Raw genomic sequence first — 16,472 nt, forward strand, 5'->3', positions numbered from 1 at the left:
GCAAATAAAAATAGACCGCTTGTAAGCGGTTTTTCACTTTTTAAACAAACTAAACAAGTAACCTCTCGTATGGGTTACCACTGTAACAAGGATACAAAAATGCCTATTATTACTTTACCAGATGGCTCTCAACGCCAATTTGATAACCCTGTTTCTGTAATGGAAGTTGCTCAATCTATCGGAGCAGGCTTAGCGAAAGCGACCATTGCAGGTCGTGTAAACGGCGAACGCCGTGATGCGTGCGATATTATCAGCCAAGATAGCACTCTTGAAATCATCACAGCCAAAGATGAAGATGGTTTAGAGATCATTCGCCACTCTTGTGCTCACCTTTTAGGACACGCAATCAAACAACTATTCCCAGATGTTAAAATGGCGATTGGCCCGACTATCGAAAACGGTTTCTATTATGATGTAGATTTAGATCGCTCTTTAACGCAAGATGATTTAGATGCTATTGAAAAACGTATGTTAGCCTTGGCAAAAACCAACTACGATGTGGTAAAACGTCCTGTTAGCTGGCAAGAAGCTCGTGATACTTTTGAACAACGTGGCGAGCCATACAAAATGGCTATTTTAGATGAAAACATTGAACGTACTGCAACACCAGCGTTATATCATCACGAAGAATATATTGATATGTGCCGTGGCCCACACGTGCCGAATATGCGTTTCTGCCAACACTTCAAATTACAAAAAGTGGCAGGGGCATACTGGCGTGGTAACAGCGATAACAAAATGCTACAACGTATTTACGGTACGGCTTGGGCAGATAAAAAACAATTAGCGGAATACTTAAAACGTTTAGAAGAAGCGGCAAAACGTGACCACCGCCGTATTGGTAAAGCATTAGATTTATACCATATGCAAGAAGAAGCACCGGGTATGGTGTTCTGGCACAACGATGGTTGGACAATTTTCCGTGAATTAGAAACTTTCGTGCGTACTAAATTAAAAGAGTACGATTACCAAGAAGTAAAAGGTCCGTTTATGATGGACAGAGTGCTTTGGGAGAAAACAGGCCACTGGCAAAACTACGCAGATTTAATGTTCACCACGCAATCGGAAAACCGTGAATATGCCATCAAACCGATGAACTGCCCGGGGCACGTACAAATCTTTAACCAAGGCTTAAAATCTTACCGTGATTTACCAATTCGTATGGCGGAATTCGGTTCTTGCCACCGTAACGAGCCTTCTGGTTCATTACACGGTTTAATGCGTGTGCGTGGTTTTACTCAAGATGATGCTCATATTTTCTGTACTGAAGAACAAATCGAGTCAGAAGTAACCAGCTGTATCAAAATGGTTTACGACATTTACAGCACATTCGGCTTTACCAATATTGCGGTTAAACTTTCAACTCGCCCAGAAAACCGTATCGGCGATGATGCAATGTGGGACAGAGCGGAAGAAGGTTTAGCAAATGCTCTACGCAACAATGGGCTTGAATATGAAGTTCAAGAAGGCGAAGGTGCATTCTACGGTCCGAAAATTGAGTTCGCTCTACGTGATTGCTTAGGCCGTGAATGGCAATGCGGTACCGTACAGTTAGACTTTGCCCTACCGGGTCGTTTAGAAGCCTCTTATGTAGCGGAAGATAATGGTCGCCGTACACCAGTTATGATCCACCGTGCAATTCTAGGTTCGATTGAACGTTTCATCGGTATTATTACCGAAGAATATGCAGGCTTCTTCCCTGCGTGGTTAGCACCAACTCAAGCGGTAGTAATGAATATTACTGATAGCCAAGCGGATTACGTGCAACAAGTTGTAAAACAACTTTCTGATGCCGGTATTCGTGTAAAAGCGGATCTTCGCAATGAGAAAGTCGGCTTTAAAGTACGTGAACATACTTTACGTCGTGTGCCTTATATGCTTGTTTGTGGCGACAAAGAAATCGCCGAAGGCAAAGTTTCGGTGCGTACTCGTAAAGGGGCAGATTTAGGCACTTACCAAGTGGCTGAATTGGTTGAAATCCTCAAAAACCAAATTAAAGCTCGTGAGCTTAAATTATTAGGCGAAGAAGAGTAAAAATTAAGAAAACCTAAATGATAAATCTCCACTTAATTTCCTAATTTAAGTGGAGATTTTTATTTGAATTTATAGGTTACTCTTAAATGATTTATTCATCTGCGGCATAACCTTTTTCTGATAATGCTTTCCCATCTAAATAAGCTTTACTATTTATTACTTTTAAACGTCCTGAACAGAACCAATCAATAACAAGCGGATAATAACGATGCTCTTGCTCAACAACTCTCGAGATAATATCATCTATAGCATCATCAGCATAAATTGGTACTTTAGCCTGCAAAACAATAGCCCCAGCATCAACCTCTTCATTCACAAAATGAATTGTCATTCCGTGTTCTTTATCGCCTGCCGAAACAGCTCGCTGATAGGTATTAAGTCCTGGATATTTTGGCAGTAATGAGGGATGAATATTTAAGATTTTCCCCTCAAATTGTCGAGTAAACTCAGGTGTTAAAATCTTCATATAGCCAGCTAAAACAATTAATTCTGCACCTAATATTTCAATTTGTTCGGCAATAGCGAGATCCATTGCTAAATTACTTTCATAATTTTTGCGTAAAAAAACAAAAGTCTGAATATTGGCATTTTTTGCTCGAGTTAGTCCATAAGCTTCCATATTATTGCAAATTACACCGCAAATTTGACCGCTTATTTTTCCTATTTTTTGAGCCTCTATAATTGCTTGTAGATTAGAACCATTCCCTGAAATTAGCACGACTATTTTTTTCATTACATTTCCCTAGACTTAGCAATAAATAGCAAAAAGGCTGATAAATCATCAGCCTATATTCTTATTTAAATAAATTACCTAATACACTTTTTGCAGCCTGAGCCAACAAATCATTTGCATTTAAATTTTGTAAATCTTCAACTTTTCCATTTGGTGTTAAAGTATCAACAATTTTTGGCAAGAACTGTGCTAATAAATCACTTGCTTCACTTGCATCAACACCAGCTTCTTGAGCTGCTGTTTGAATATTTTCTTTACCAAATACATTATTGATTTGCTCACTTGAAACAGGTGCATTTTCTTCATCACGACTAATCCAAGTACGTAAAATATTCTCTAATCCACCTTGTTGGAATTTTGCAATTAAGCCTTCAACACCACCTTGTGATGCTAATAAATTTTGAATTAATTGAGTTGCAGTTGATTGATTGCTACCACCTAAAACAGATGAAGCAAGTGAACCCAAAATATTTCCTAACATAATCTCTCCTAAGCAAGCGGTTAAATTTATAAACATTTTTGCAAAAAATAATAGAAATTACACCGCTTGTAATATTAATTAACGAGCTAAAATTGCTCGCACTCTTTCCAAATCTTCCGGTGTATCCACCCCAACCTCAGGGGCTTGTTTTGCCAGTTCGATATGAATTTTTTCTCCATACCATAAAGCACGTAATTGCTCTAAGGATTCTAATTGTTCTAACTGCGTTGGCTGCCAAGCCACATACAGCTTCACAAAGCCAGCACGATAAGCATAAATGCCGATATGGCGTAAATAGTTTTGGCTTGCCACAAATGCATCATCGCAATTTGAAAAGCTATCTCTTGCAAACGGAATACTTGCACGAGAGAAATATAGCGCCATACCATTTTTATCCGCCACTACTTTAACCGCATTCGGGTTAAAAAGTTCCTCACGGGTTGCTAATTTTACCGCAAGAGTTGCCATATTGACGTTATAAGCATCTAAATTGCGAGCCACTTGTTCTACAATCACTGGTGGCACTAACGGCTCATCTCCTTGAATATTCACGATAATTTCATTATCGGCAATCTGCATTTTTTCAATCACTTCCGCCAAACGCTCTGTGCCGGAATTGTGTTTTTCAGATGTCATACATACTTCCGCACCAAACGCTTTTGCCGTTGCCTCAATTTCAGGGTGATCCGTTGCAATAATGACACGTGTTGCCCCTGCTTGTTGAGCTTTTTCCCACACGTGTTGAATCATCGGCTTACCTGCGATATCTAACAGCGGTTTGCGAGGCAAACGGCTTGAGGCATAGCGAGCTGGAATAATCACAGTAAAATTCATACTCTTTCCTTATGCTTCTTGAGCATCTAAGAAACGTTCTGCATCAAGGGCTGCCATACAACCTGTTCCAGCAGAAGTAATTGCTTGGCGGTAGTTATGATCCATTACATCGCCTGCCGCAAATACGCCTTCAACTGAAGTCGCTGTTGCATTACCCTCTAAACCGGATTTCACTTTAATATAGCCATTTTCAAGCTCAAGTTGCCCGTCAAAAATAGCGGTGTTTGGAGCGTGTCCGATAGCAACAAAGAAACCGTCCACTTTCACTTCTTCGGTTGAATCGTCTTTGGTTGATTTTAAACGTAAACCGGTTACCCCCATATTATCGCCTAACACTTCTTCAACAGTGCGGTCTGTATGGAGAATAATTTTGCCTTCTTCGATGCGTTTTTGCAGGCGACCTAATAAAATTTTCTCGGCACGGAAGCTATCACGGCGATGAACTAAATGCACTTCACTCGCTAAGTTTGCTAAATATAGAGCCTCTTCTACCGCAGTGTTACCACCACCAACTACCGCAACCGGTTTGTTGCGATAGAAAAATCCATCACAGGTCGCACAAGCAGAAACGCCTCTACCTTTGAAATGCTCTTCAGACGGCAAGCCTAAATATTTCGCTGAAGCACCTGTTGCAATAATTAACGCATCGCAAGTGAAGGTGTGTAAATCGCCTTTTAGTGTGAATGGTCGCTTAGATAAATCAACGGTGTGAATATGGTCAAACACGATTTCGGTATTAAATTTTTCAGCGTGTTTAAGCATTTTATTCATTAACTCTGTACCGGTGGTTTGCTCAAATTCCCCCGGCCAATTTTCAATTTCATCGGTAGTGGTTAATTGCCCGCCTTGTTGCATCCCCGTTACTAACACAGGGGTTAAGTTTGCACGAGCGGCATAAACAGCTGCAGTATAGCCTGCAGGGCCTGAGCCTAAAATTAAAAGTTTTGCGTGTTTGGTTGTCATAATATCCTCATCTTCGCTTTAATATAATCAAGCGGTCATTTTTTCTTAAAATTTTGCAACTAATAAAGTAGCGAATAGAGCTGGCGTCTAAATTTCGGCACTATTGGGTCATTTCCTAGTGCAGATAGAATCGCTAAAAATTGTGTTTTTAACTCGCCATTTGCCACAGTTAGATCTGATTTTAGCCAATCGAATAAAAGCGTAAGTGCCTCTTCGTTTTTATGGGCTTGGTGGAGCTGGTTTGCTAATTTAATTGCAATTTCGGGAGTTTTATTTTTAGCATAATCGGCTTGAAGTTGCTGTAATTCCGGCGATTCACTTGCTTGCTCCAGTAATTCAATTTGGGATTGCAAGCCATTCCAACGGCTATCTCGGTCTTGAATTGGAATTTGTTTTAAAATCTCACGAGCCTCAGCCACTTTTTTCATCACAATATAAGTTTCGGCATAAAGCAGGGCAAAATCGCTGTTTTTCTTATCTGTCATTTCCCAAGCAGATTTTAGCAAAGGGAGAGCTTCTTCGTAGCGCTCATCTTGCAATAACTCTAAGGCTTGATTGAATTTTAACTCTTCCTCTTTCGGTAAAATATTGGCTAGGCGAATACGTAATTCTTGCTCGGTCACCACCCCTTGAATAGCATCAATCGGCTGCCCACCAGCAAACAAATAAAGTGTTGGAATTTGCTGAATGCTAAACTGTGCAGCTAAAGCTTGTTGCTCATCACAATTTACCGTTGCCAATAAAAATTGATTCGGATTTTCATCGGCAATACGGCGTAATAATGCGTCCATTTCAATAGAGGCAATTTCACGAGGCGAAATAAAATTAAATACCGTCGGTATCTGCCCTGTGGCTGCCCAAACTTCACTAAAATTCTGCTCTGTTACATTTACAAAATAGTCCATAAATCCCTCTTATCTACCTAAATTGTCTTTTTATATTGTAGCATTAATAAGAGGTTTCAATAGGCATACCGTTTCTTTCCCACGCATCAAAACCGCCTTTTACGCTATAGACGTTTTCAAAGCCTTGCTCAATTAAAAATTGTGCAGTGCTTTGGCTACTGACACCGTGATAACAAATAATAATCACCGGTTCTTCATAATCGACTTCATCTAGAAATTTACCATAGCTTTGGTTGGTTAGATGAAAAGCATCTTGTGGGTGGCTGTAAATATAGCGACGAGCATCTCGCACATCAGCAAGCACTGCCCCTTCTGTTTCCATTAATTCCCAAGCTTGCTGAGGGCTGATCTCTTTAAATGTTATTTCCATAATTTGGTTTATCCTCAATAAAATGGCGAAACTATAGCATAAAATCTAAAAAAGAATGGCTATTATTTCAAGTTGAAAATCCAATGTTATTCAGATATAATTGCGAACCATTTTCAACAACCAATCATTAATCGATAAATTTTTAAGGGTTATTATGAATCAATTATTTGAATTTTTAGAACATTACACTGATTTTATTATTTTAGGTACATTAGGTTTATTAAGCATTATCTGCGTTTGGAAAGCGATTGAACGCATTATGTTTTATTCGAAGGTTGATATTTCGAAATACAATACATTAGAAGAATTAGAAATTGATTTAACTCATAATCTAACAACCATTTCAACTATTGGTTCAAATGCTCCTTATATCGGCTTATTAGGTACTGTTATCGGCATTCTTTTAACTTTCTATCATTTAGGTAAATCAGGTGGCGATATTGATGCAGCGTCAATTATGGTTAATCTCTCGTTAGCACTAAAAGCAACGGCTGTCGGTATTTTAGTAGCGATTATTGCGATGGTATTTTATAACGGTTTCGGGCGTAAAGTAGAAGAAAATAAATTAAAATGGCAAGCTTTTCACGCACCAAAAGCATAATACAAGCGGTTAAATTTAATTTATTTTTTGCAAACTTAAGAAGACTGAATTATGAAAAAATTTGATGAAATTAACATCATTCCTTTTATCGATATTATGTTGGTGTTACTGGCGATTGTGCTTGTAACCGCTTCATTTATCTCGCAGGGGAAAATCCAAGTTAATGTACCAAAAGCAACAACAACAACAACACAGCCAATGAAAGCAGACGATCTGGCAAAACTTCTGACTATTACCGAAAATAATGAATTTTTCTTTAATGATAAGGCTATTACTAAAGAGCAATTAGCTACTGAAGTTGCTACTTGGGATAAAAGCCAAAAAGTTGCGTTAAAAGTTGATGGAGCCGTAGCATTTGAAAAATTTGTTGAATTAACTGATGTTCTTTCTGCAAATGAAATTAAAAATGTCGCTATCATTACCAAAAAAGAAACCGCTCCTACAACACCGGTTACACCAACAGAAGTAACAACTCCGGCACCAATGCCTGCAACACCTTAATAGGATGAAACGAGTATGAAGAAATCACATTCTCGAATTGGTTTAATCGTTTCTTTGGCTATTCACGGCACATTAATTGGTGGTGGTTTTGCTTGGTTAGATAACCATAAGGTTGAACAAGCCACTGAGTCAAATGCTTTATCAATGGAATTAGCCGCAGCATTATTAGAGCAACCTCAGGTTGCGGTTGCTCCAGATCCTGTTGCAGAAGAAATAAAAGAAGTCGAAGAAGCAAAGCCAGAGCCTGAACCTGAAGCGACGCCAGAACCAATGCCAGAACCCGATGCTATTCCTGATCCTGCCTTACAACCGAAACAGGAAAAGCCTAAAGAAGAAAGACGTAAGAAGCGTCATCAAGAACGAAAAGAACATCGTAAAGAGCGTCGAGAAAGAAAAGAAAGAGACAAAGAACAACCAAAACGTAGGCCTGAAAACAAGCCAATAAAGGCACTTGAACGAGGCCCAGAAGCAAAACAAGGTATTGTTGCAAAAGCTATGCCTGGTGCAGTTCAAGGCGATAAGGTTGTTGCAGGTGTTGTAGGTGGGCAAAAAAATGGTTCATTAAATTCAACCTCCACCTCAGGCTCAATCAACGGTGTAAGCGGTGGAAATGCCAGCGAACTTGCAGCCTATAAAGCAACGTTACAAAGAGCATTACAACGTAGAGCAAATAACTCCTACCCACAACGTGAAAAAATGATGCGTAAAACAGGCACTGTTACCATTAAATTTACGGTGTTACCATCTGGAGCTATATCAAATGTTTCTGTTGTCAATTCATCGGGCAATAGCAATTTAGATGCTGCGGCAGTAAGGAGTGCCCAAGGTGTAAAAGTTGCACCACCGCCAGCTGGCTTCCCATCTCAAGTTACTGTGCCTGTTAAATTCTCTATTAGCTAAATGAGAAACTGGCTCAATAAAATCCCCCTTAGAAAGAAAATACTTTTTAAAGGGGATTTTTTGTAAAAAACTCAACGAAATAAACCGCTTGCTTAAGGTCTCATATCACTATTTTTACTATGCGGATTAATTTGTCCTGAGCGTGTTTCTGTACTCACCGCAGTATTGGTTCTTTTTGAAAAAGTATAATCTGCACCGCTAAACTCGCCATTTTGTTGATCAATAAAGAAATGTCTATACTCTTTTACCCATAAAGCAGCAGCTCCACAGACTGCAACAGGCATAACCACTAAATTTACAAAGGGAATCATTGTAAATAAACTGACTAATGCCCCAAAGGTAAAATTTAGTGTTCGATATTGAGCCAGAGCATTACGCATTCTTTGAAAATTAATTTTATGGTTATCAAACGGATAGTCACAATATTGAATTGCAATCAGCCAAGCACCAAAAACAAACGTTAAAACAGGCACTGCAGTTTGTCCTAAAACTGGCACAAAACCAAGTAGGAATAAAGCAATTAGTCTTGGTAAGCTATACATCATTTTCTGCCATTCACGCTTGAGCATACGAGGCACATCTTTTACTAATGCCCCTAAAGACATATCGCCTAAAGGCTCTCCTGTTAATTGTAATTCTACTTTTTCTGCAAGCAATCCATTAAAAGGAGCTGCCACAAAGTTGGCTAATGTAGTAAAAGCAAAATAAAATCCGACTAAAATCATCAAAAAAATAAGCGGAATTAAAACAAAGCTTAACCACTCTAACCAGCTTGGCAGTAGTATTTCTAATAAACCGCCAATATTAGCAAAGAAAAACCATATTAACCCAACCATTAAAACCGCATTAATCATAATCGGAAAAATAACAAAGGGTAAAAATTGACGCTGAAACAACAATTTCCAACCATAAATGAAATAGTGAAAGCCTAATCCAACCTGATTTTGAGGCTCAGAAAACACAGAAGACATAATCATTCCTTATTTTTTGCAAAAAATACTTAGAAATATGGTAAGCTACGCACATTATTTTCGCAAATATGAAAATGCATTTTTTAGTGATTATTTAATAAAGAGGACACAATGGAACTGCATATTATTTTCTTTATTCTTGCTGGACTACTTATTGCTATATTAATCGGTTTCAGTTTCTGGTCTGCTCGTCGTGAAAAGTCAAATGTCTTTTCAAATACATTTGCAAGTAGGCCTGTTGCTGTGCCACCACAAAATAATGAGGCGGCATCCGATATACCAACATCATTAAAGCCTCAAAATCAAGAATATCAGGCGATGTCTATTCCGGAAGAGAATCACCAACAGATCCAACAAGAAGTTGAAAGCTCTTTACAGAATATAAAAATCAGTTTGCCGAATGAACCTCAACCGATTGAAAAGCCAGTAATAAACACTTATGGGCAACGAATTTCAAATCAGCAACATATTCAAAATACACCTGATTTTGCAAATCCAACTATGAATGTAGCTATTACGCCAGAAGAGCCAAAAGCAGATATTATTGCAGAACCTATAGAAGTAAAAGCAGAAGAGCAAGTTGCAGTTCAAGAAGAGAATCCATTTGTTACGCTTTATATTTATGCACCGCAAAATGAACCATTCCCAGGCGATTTTGTTGTACATTATTTAGAAGAAGTTGGATTACGCTTTGGCGAACATCAAATTTTCCACCGTCATCAACATATTGATGATTCATTAAGCCCTATTATTTTTAGTGCGGCAAATTTAATGAACCCAGGTACTTTTGATTTGCATAATATTGCTAATTTCTCAACTGTCGGCTTAGTATTATTTATGCAACTTCCATCTGAAGGCAGTGATATTGCCAATATGAAGTTACTTATTAATAATGCTGAACATCTAGCAGAATCATTAGGCGGTTTCTTATATGATGATGCTCAACAACCATTTGATGATCAATCTCGCCAACGCTATATGCAGCGAGTAATAAATTAATATTGCAAAATTAAGAGAAAATATGACCGCTTGCAACAAGCGGTCTTTTTTATAGAGAATTTTACCAATGCCTTTATTTAGCCAAATTCAAGAAAACCTAGATTTAGAAAGCGACTTATCAAGCCAAATCGAAACATTGCGAGCTAAGCTACGCCAATATGAATACGAATACCACGTATTAGATAATCCAAGCGTGCCTGATGCCGAATATGACAGATTAATGAACGAGCTAAAAAATCTCGAATGGCAGCACCCTGAGCTGATTACCAGTGATTCACCAACTCAGCGTGTTGGTGCAAAGCCGTTAGCAGGCTTTGCACAAATTACACACGAAATTCCTATGCTTTCGTTAGATAACGCATTTTCTGATGAAGAATTAGACGGTTTTTTACGCCGTATGGAAAGCTATATTACGGAAACTCCAACGTCATTAGCATTTTGTTGTGAACCCAAATTAGACGGTTTAGCGGTCAGTATTCTGTATGAAAATGGTGTGCTAACACAAGCGGCAACCCGTGGCGATGGCACAACAGGCGAAGATATTACCGCTAATATCCGCACCATTCGCAATGTTCCATTAAAGCTTAACTTGCCAAATCCGCCAGCCCGTTTAGAAGTACGTGGCGAGGTATTTATGCCACAAGCCGGTTTTGAAAAACTCAATGAAAAAGCACTCGCCAAAGGTGAAAAAACGTTCGCTAACCCACGTAATGCGGCGGCAGGCTCATTGCGTCAGCTCGATCCTAAAATCACAAGCCAACGTCCATTAGTGCTAAACGCTTACGGCATAGGGATTTATGAGAGTGATGATGAACTACCAAACACCCATTACGAGCGTTTGCAATGGCTAAAATCCATTGGTATTCCAGTAAATCCTGAAATTCGATTAGCCAAAGGCAGAGATGAATTGCTTAAATTCTATGCGGATATTCAAGCCAAACGCCCAGCCCTTGGCTACGATATTGACGGCACCGTATTAAAAGTAAACGATGTTGCCTTGCAAGAACAACTTGGTTTTATTTCTCGTTCACCACGATGGGCGATCGCATACAAATTCCCAGCTCAAGAAGAAATGACTATTTTAAAGAGTGTGGAATTCCAAGTTGGACGAACCGGGGCGATTACGCCTGTTGCTAAACTTGAACCGGTTTTTGTGGCAGGAGTAACGGTCAGCAATGCCACCTTGCATAATGGCGATGAAATTGAGCGTTTAGGTATTGTAATTGGCGATACCGTGATTATTCGTCGTGCCGGCGATGTCATTCCACAAATTATCGGTGTGGTTGCCGAACGTCGCCCAGAAAATGCAGAAAAAATCGAATTTCCGACCGATTGTCCAGAGTGTGGTTCTGCTGTAGTACGAGTAGAAGGCGAGGCGGTGGCTCGTTGTTCCGGTGGATTATTTTGCGGAGCTCAACGCAAAGAAGCGTTAAAACATTTCGTTTCTCGCAAAGCGATGGATATTGACGGTGTGGGCGAAAAATTGATTGAGCAACTGATGGAACGAGAGCTTATTCACACCCCTGCAGACCTATTTAAGTTAGATCATACCACCTTAATGCGATTAGAACGTATGGGTGAAAAATCAGCTCAAAATGCGTTAAATAGTATCGAAAAAGCCAAAAATACCACGCTTCCACGTTTTCTCTTTTCATTAGGGATTCGAGAAGTTGGCGAGGCAACTGCCTTAAATTTAGCCAATCATTTCGGCACGCTTGATGCTATTCGCCAAGCGACTTTTGAACAACTCAAAGAAGTACAAGATGTGGGCGAAGTGGTAGCAAACCGTATTGTCAGTTTCTGGAACGAACAGCATAATGTGGACGTTGTTGAGGATTTAATGGCACAAGGCATTCATTGGCAAGATGTGGTAAAAACAGAAATTGCAGATAATCCGCTAAAAGATAAAAATGTAGTCTTAACAGGTACGCTTACCCGGCTTACTCGTGATGAGGCTAAAGCCCTGTTACAAAGTTTAGGCTGTAAAGTATCAGGCTCGGTTTCAAGCAAAACCGACTATTTAATCGCAGGCGAAAAAGCTGGTTCAAAATTAACAAAAGCTCAAGAGTTAGGCATTCAAATTTTAACAGAACAAGATTTTATTGAATTGACCGCCCATTAATATTCGTCAAATAAATAAAAAACGAGTAAAATACAAGCGGTTGTTTTCTTATCAAATCTTACAAAAAAGGACCCCCAAAATGGCAATTTTAATTACAGGTGGTGCAGGTTATATTGGTACACATACTATCGTAGAACTATTAAATACTAATCACGAAGTTGTTGTATTAGATAATTTACACAATTCATCAGAAACTTCATTAGAACGTGTCAGAAAAATTACAGGAAAAGAACTAACTTTCTATAAAGGAGATGTGTTGGATCGTGAAATTCTACGTAAAATTTTTGCCGAAAATAAAATTGAATCGGTTATCCACTTCGCAGGCTTAAAAGCTGTAGGCGAAAGTGTACAAAAACCTCTATTCTATTATGAAAATAATGTAGGAGGTTCAATCATTTTAGTCGAAGAAATGATTAAAGCTGGTGTAAATACTATCGTATTTAGTTCAACCGCCACAGTATATGGCATACCAAAGGTTGTCCCTATCACAGAAGAATCTCAAGTAGGGGAAACTATAAGCCCTTATGCAACATCAAAATATATGGTTGAACGAGTATTAGCTGATACAATTAAAGCAAATCCTCAATTTAGTGCCGTTATTTTACGTTATTTCAACCCTGTAGGGGCCCACGAGAGCGGTTTAATTGGTGAAGATCCGAATGGTATTCCAAATAATTTAATGCCGTTTATCAGCCAAGTAGCAATTGGAAAATTGCCACAATTATCTGTTTTCGGCGGGGATTACAATACTCACGATGGTACTGGTGTGCGTGATTATATTCACGTAGTTGATTTAGCTATTGGGCATTTAAAGGCATTAGACAAACATCAAGATGATGCTGGATTGCATATTTATAATTTAGGCACAGGTATTGGTTATTCCGTGTTAGATATGGTAAAAGCATTCGAAAATGCTAATAATATCAAAGTACCTTATCAAGTTGTTGAACGTCGAGCAGGAGATATTGATTCATACTACTCTGATCCACAAAAAGCCTTAACGCAATTAGGTTGGAAAACAGAACGTGGCTTAGAACAAATGATGAAAGACACTTGGAATTGGCAAAAAAATAACCCGAATGGTTATAAAGATTAAACTTATCAAGGGCTATCATAAAATGATAGCCCTTGCTTCTATTTCAGTTCTCTCAACATTTTATTTGCTTTTGAATTTGACTTAGCCCATTTAAGCGAGTGCTTGTTAAATTTGGCGAAATTTTCAATTCATCAAATATTGTTTTTAAATCAATGTCTCTCAGTTCTTCTTCCGATTTCTCATCTAATGCAGTTACTACAATCATTAATATACCTTGCATTAAACGAGCGTCACTATAAGCAACAACTTTACGTGGGGAACATTGGAATTGAAACCATAAACGGCTTTCACAACCCTCTATTTCTGGTAGTAGAACAAGTTCTTCTTCACTTGGTTTCGGCAATAAACGGCTTAATTGAATCAACAAGCGGTATCTTTCTTCCCACGATTTGCAATCATTAAATTTATCGTAAATTTCGACTAAGTTCATAATATCCTCAATAATTTGCAAAAGATTTTAACAATCTGACCGCTTGTTGTTAATGATTTTCTGAAAATTTGCTAAAATAAACCATTTTTCGTATTACGATAGAGGAAAACAAAATGGCATTAGTCCCAATGGTGGTTGAGCAAACCTCAAAAGGCGAGCGTTCTTACGATATTTATTCACGTCTATTAAAAGAACGTATTATTTTTCTAAATGGTCAAGTTGAAGATCAAATGGCCAACTTAATTGTGGCACAATTACTGTTTCTAGAAGCGGAAGATCCAGAGAAAGATATTTATTTATACATTAATTCACCAGGTGGTGTAGTAACAGCCGGCCTTGCGATTTATGACACAATGAATTTTATCAAACCTGATGTAGCTACACTTTGTACAGGACAGGCTGCCTCAATGGGTGCATTCTTACTTTCAGCAGGAGCTAAAGGCAAACGCTTTGCCCTTCCACACGCTCGCATAATGATTCATCAACCTTTAGGTGGTGCAAGAGGGCAAGCTACAGATATTCAAATCCAAGCTGAAGAAATTTTACGCTTAAAAGAGACTTTAACTCGTCGTATGGCAGAACATAGCGGCCAAGATTATGAAAAAGTATTAGCAGATACTGAGCGTGATAATTTTATGTCTGCTCAAGAAGCTGCTGATTATGGCTTAATTGATAAAGTATTAACTTCTCGTGGGGAGGTTGAATAATGACATTTGAAAAAGAACCACATTGTAGCTTTTGTGGAAAAAAACGCACGGAAGTTGATCAGCTAGTAGAAGGGGCTGAAGGCTATATCTGCAACGAATGTATTGAAGAATCTTATGCTTTATTAAATGGCGATGAAGAACCTCTAATTGATGATAATCAACAAGATGAAACGGCCTTTTTCAATAATGTGCCAACCCCGCACGAATTACACGCCCATTTAGATGATTATGTAATAGGTCAAGAACACGCAAAGAAAGTACTTTCCGTTGCGGTGTATAATCATTACAAACGCCTAAAAAGTGCTCTATCAAATCACACAGAAACAAATGGTGTCGAATTAGGGAAAAGTAATATTTTATTAATCGGCCCAACCGGAAGTGGTAAAACACTATTAGCAGAAACTCTCGCTCGTCGTTTAAATGTACCTTTTGCGATTGCTGATGCTACCACTTTAACTCAAGCTGGCTATGTGGGCGAAGACGTAGAAAATGTTATCCAAAAACTATTAATGAAGTGTGATTTTGAAGCAGAACAAGCTGAGCGTGGCATCGTCTTTATTGATGAGATCGACAAAATCACCCGTAAATCAGAAAGTGCTTCAATTACACGTGATGTATCAGGCGAAGGTGTACAACAAGCCTTATTAAAATTACTTGAAGGTACAGTGGCTAATATTAATCCACAAGGTGGTCGCAAACATCCAAAAGGTGAAACTATACCTGTCGATACTTCGAAAATTCTCTTTATTTGTGGTGGTGCGTTTGCAGGGCTTGATAAAATTGTTGAATCTCGTACCAATACTCAAGGTGGAATTGGATTTGCGGCAGCACTAAAGAAAGATAAAGATCGCCAAGAATTAACTGAATTATTTAAGCAGGTAGAACCTGAAGACTTAGTTAAATTTGGTTTAATTCCTGAGTTAATTGGTCGCTTGCCTGTAGTAACACCATTACAAGAATTAGATGAAGAAGCCCTTATTCAAATTCTAACCGAGCCCAAAAATGCGATTATTAAGCAATACCAAGCTCTTTTCCAAATGGAAGGTGTTGAACTGCATTTTACCAAAGAAGCTTTAATAGCTATTGCACATAAAGCAATCCCCCGTAAGACTGGTGCTAGAGGCTTACGTTCTATTGTAGAAAACCTATTGCTTGATACTATGTATGATTTGCCGACATTAAAAGCTCAAAAAGTAACTATTGGCAAAGGCTGTGTAGAAAATGGTGATAAGCCAAAGGTAGAATAATTTAGTATATTTAGTAATATAAAATAGGCTAAAGTACAAAGTACTTTAGCCTATTTTTTATATGCTGGTAGTGCCATAAAATTAAAAGCCTTACGGTTCCTCTTTAAAACTAATAAAGAGTTTTTTATTAATTTATTTTGTATAGGCTCATATTATTGACTATACAAAATAAATCGACTATTTACGGATTCTGGTTATCATCTTCTTTCGTAAAATGAAGGTACAACAAAAAACAAAACCCCAAGTATCTCTACTCGGGGTCCATTATTCAATCTGGCGATGTCCTACTCTCACATAGCGAAACACTACACTACCATCGGCGTTACTGCGTTTTACTTCTGAGTTCGGAATGGAGTCAGGTAGCACCACAGCACTATGGTCGCCAGAATATTCGGTTAATAATCAATGACTTTCTCTCGCCATCAATCATTCTTTATTCTGTTATTACTATTCTTTAGTTCTTTATTTCTATTTATTCTTTAGTTCTTTATTTCTATTTATTCTTTATTCTTCAATCTAAAATCCAAAAACAAGCTAAAAACATTTGAGTGTTGTATAGTTAAGCCTCTCGGGCAATT

17 protein-coding genes and 1 rRNA gene are annotated in these 16,472 nt (G+C 38.3%); 9 read left to right on the top strand and 9 right to left on the bottom strand.

Annotated elements, in window-relative coordinates:
* Nucleotides 1-99: 99 nt before the first annotated feature.
* Nucleotides 100-2,034, top strand: a complete 1,935-nt coding sequence (thrS, locus tag PTQ27_RS02020; protein ID WP_273748270.1) for a threonine--tRNA ligase — start codon at nucleotides 100-102, stop codon at nucleotides 2,032-2,034.
* A gap of 91 nt (nucleotides 2,035-2,125) precedes the next feature.
* On the opposite strand, the gene purN is transcribed toward thrS, so the two are convergent.
* The 6 genes from purN to glpE form a co-directional block, all read right to left on the bottom strand.
* Complete coding sequence (purN, locus tag PTQ27_RS02025) at nucleotides 2,126-2,767, bottom strand: phosphoribosylglycinamide formyltransferase (RefSeq protein ID WP_273748269.1); 642 nt, start codon at nucleotides 2,765-2,767, stop codon at nucleotides 2,126-2,128.
* 61 nt (nucleotides 2,768-2,828) lie between these two features.
* A complete protein-coding gene (locus PTQ27_RS02030; RefSeq protein WP_434802815.1) occupies nucleotides 2,829-3,284 on the bottom strand; it encodes a YidB family protein in 456 nt (151 codons plus the stop codon).
* A 42-nt stretch (nucleotides 3,285-3,326) separates the two neighbouring features.
* Nucleotides 3,327-4,082, bottom strand: a complete 756-nt coding sequence (kdsB, locus tag PTQ27_RS02035) for a 3-deoxy-manno-octulosonate cytidylyltransferase (protein ID WP_273748267.1) — start codon at nucleotides 4,080-4,082, stop codon at nucleotides 3,327-3,329.
* A gap of 9 nt (nucleotides 4,083-4,091) precedes the next feature.
* Nucleotides 4,092-5,045 (bottom strand): thioredoxin-disulfide reductase, encoded by a 954-nt coding sequence (gene trxB / locus PTQ27_RS02040; protein WP_273748266.1) that lies wholly within the window; start codon nucleotides 5,043-5,045, stop codon nucleotides 4,092-4,094.
* 59 nt (nucleotides 5,046-5,104) lie between these two features.
* Nucleotides 5,105-5,950, bottom strand: coding sequence for a co-chaperone YbbN (locus PTQ27_RS02045; RefSeq protein ID WP_273748265.1), 846 nt, complete (start codon nucleotides 5,948-5,950; stop codon nucleotides 5,105-5,107).
* Nucleotides 5,951-5,993: 43 nt separating this feature from the next.
* The gene (gene glpE, locus PTQ27_RS02050) at nucleotides 5,994-6,320 is read right to left on the bottom strand and encodes a thiosulfate sulfurtransferase GlpE (RefSeq protein WP_273748264.1); all 327 of its coding nucleotides are present in this window, start codon (nucleotides 6,318-6,320) and stop codon (nucleotides 5,994-5,996) included.
* Nucleotides 6,321-6,474: 154 nt separating this feature from the next.
* On the opposite strand from glpE, the gene exbB reads away from it, so the two are divergent.
* Genes exbB through PTQ27_RS02065 form a run of 3 tightly spaced genes read left to right on the top strand, consistent with a single transcriptional unit; the run spans nucleotide 6,475 to nucleotide 8,322 of the window.
* A complete protein-coding gene (exbB, locus tag PTQ27_RS02055; RefSeq protein WP_273748263.1) occupies nucleotides 6,475-6,921 on the top strand; it encodes a TonB-system energizer ExbB in 447 nt (148 codons plus the stop codon).
* A gap of 51 nt (nucleotides 6,922-6,972) precedes the next feature.
* Nucleotides 6,973-7,422: a TonB system transport protein ExbD gene (gene exbD, locus PTQ27_RS02060; protein WP_273748262.1), complete on the top strand. Its 450-nt coding sequence runs from the start codon at nucleotides 6,973-6,975 to the stop codon at nucleotides 7,420-7,422.
* A 15-nt stretch (nucleotides 7,423-7,437) separates the two neighbouring features.
* A complete protein-coding gene (locus PTQ27_RS02065) occupies nucleotides 7,438-8,322 on the top strand; it encodes an energy transducer TonB (RefSeq protein ID WP_273748261.1) in 885 nt (294 codons plus the stop codon).
* A gap of 92 nt (nucleotides 8,323-8,414) precedes the next feature.
* Here the strand turns inward: PTQ27_RS02065 and cysZ are convergent, their stop codons facing one another.
* Nucleotides 8,415-9,293, bottom strand: a complete 879-nt coding sequence (gene cysZ, locus PTQ27_RS02070; RefSeq protein ID WP_273748260.1) for a sulfate transporter CysZ — start codon at nucleotides 9,291-9,293, stop codon at nucleotides 8,415-8,417.
* A gap of 111 nt (nucleotides 9,294-9,404) precedes the next feature.
* Between cysZ and zipA the strand changes: the two genes are divergently transcribed.
* The 3 genes from zipA (at nucleotide 9,405) to galE (ending at nucleotide 13,510) form a co-directional block, all read left to right on the top strand.
* Nucleotides 9,405-10,292, top strand: a complete 888-nt coding sequence (gene zipA / locus PTQ27_RS02075) for a cell division protein ZipA (RefSeq protein ID WP_273748259.1) — start codon at nucleotides 9,405-9,407, stop codon at nucleotides 10,290-10,292.
* A gap of 67 nt (nucleotides 10,293-10,359) precedes the next feature.
* The gene (gene ligA / locus PTQ27_RS02080; protein ID WP_273748258.1) at nucleotides 10,360-12,414 is read left to right on the top strand and encodes an NAD-dependent DNA ligase LigA; all 2,055 of its coding nucleotides are present in this window, start codon (nucleotides 10,360-10,362) and stop codon (nucleotides 12,412-12,414) included.
* 79 nt (nucleotides 12,415-12,493) lie between these two features.
* Nucleotides 12,494-13,510 (top strand): UDP-glucose 4-epimerase GalE, encoded by a 1,017-nt coding sequence (gene galE / locus PTQ27_RS02085; protein ID WP_273748257.1) that lies wholly within the window; start codon nucleotides 12,494-12,496, stop codon nucleotides 13,508-13,510.
* Between the two features lie 52 nt (nucleotides 13,511-13,562).
* On the opposite strand, the gene PTQ27_RS02090 is transcribed toward galE, so the two are convergent.
* Nucleotides 13,563-13,940: a SufE family protein gene (locus PTQ27_RS02090; protein WP_273748256.1), complete on the bottom strand. Its 378-nt coding sequence runs from the start codon at nucleotides 13,938-13,940 to the stop codon at nucleotides 13,563-13,565.
* Between the two features lie 113 nt (nucleotides 13,941-14,053).
* On the opposite strand from PTQ27_RS02090, the gene clpP reads away from it, so the two are divergent.
* Complete coding sequence (gene clpP / locus PTQ27_RS02095) at nucleotides 14,054-14,647, top strand: ATP-dependent Clp endopeptidase proteolytic subunit ClpP (protein ID WP_273748255.1); 594 nt, start codon at nucleotides 14,054-14,056, stop codon at nucleotides 14,645-14,647.
* Nucleotides 14,647-15,894, top strand: a complete 1,248-nt coding sequence (gene clpX, locus PTQ27_RS02100; RefSeq protein WP_273748254.1) for an ATP-dependent protease ATP-binding subunit ClpX — start codon at nucleotides 14,647-14,649, stop codon at nucleotides 15,892-15,894. Before clpP ends, clpX begins: the two co-directional genes overlap by 1 nt.
* A 271-nt stretch (nucleotides 15,895-16,165) precedes the next feature.
* Here clpX and rrf read toward each other — a convergent pair.
* Nucleotides 16,166-16,281, bottom strand: a 5S ribosomal RNA gene (rrf, locus tag PTQ27_RS02105).
* Nucleotides 16,282-16,472: the final 191 nt, after the last annotated feature.

This window comes from Mannheimia cairinae (assembly GCF_028649535.1).
GTDB classification, from domain to species: Bacteria; Pseudomonadota; Gammaproteobacteria; order Enterobacterales; family Pasteurellaceae; genus Mannheimia; species Mannheimia cairinae.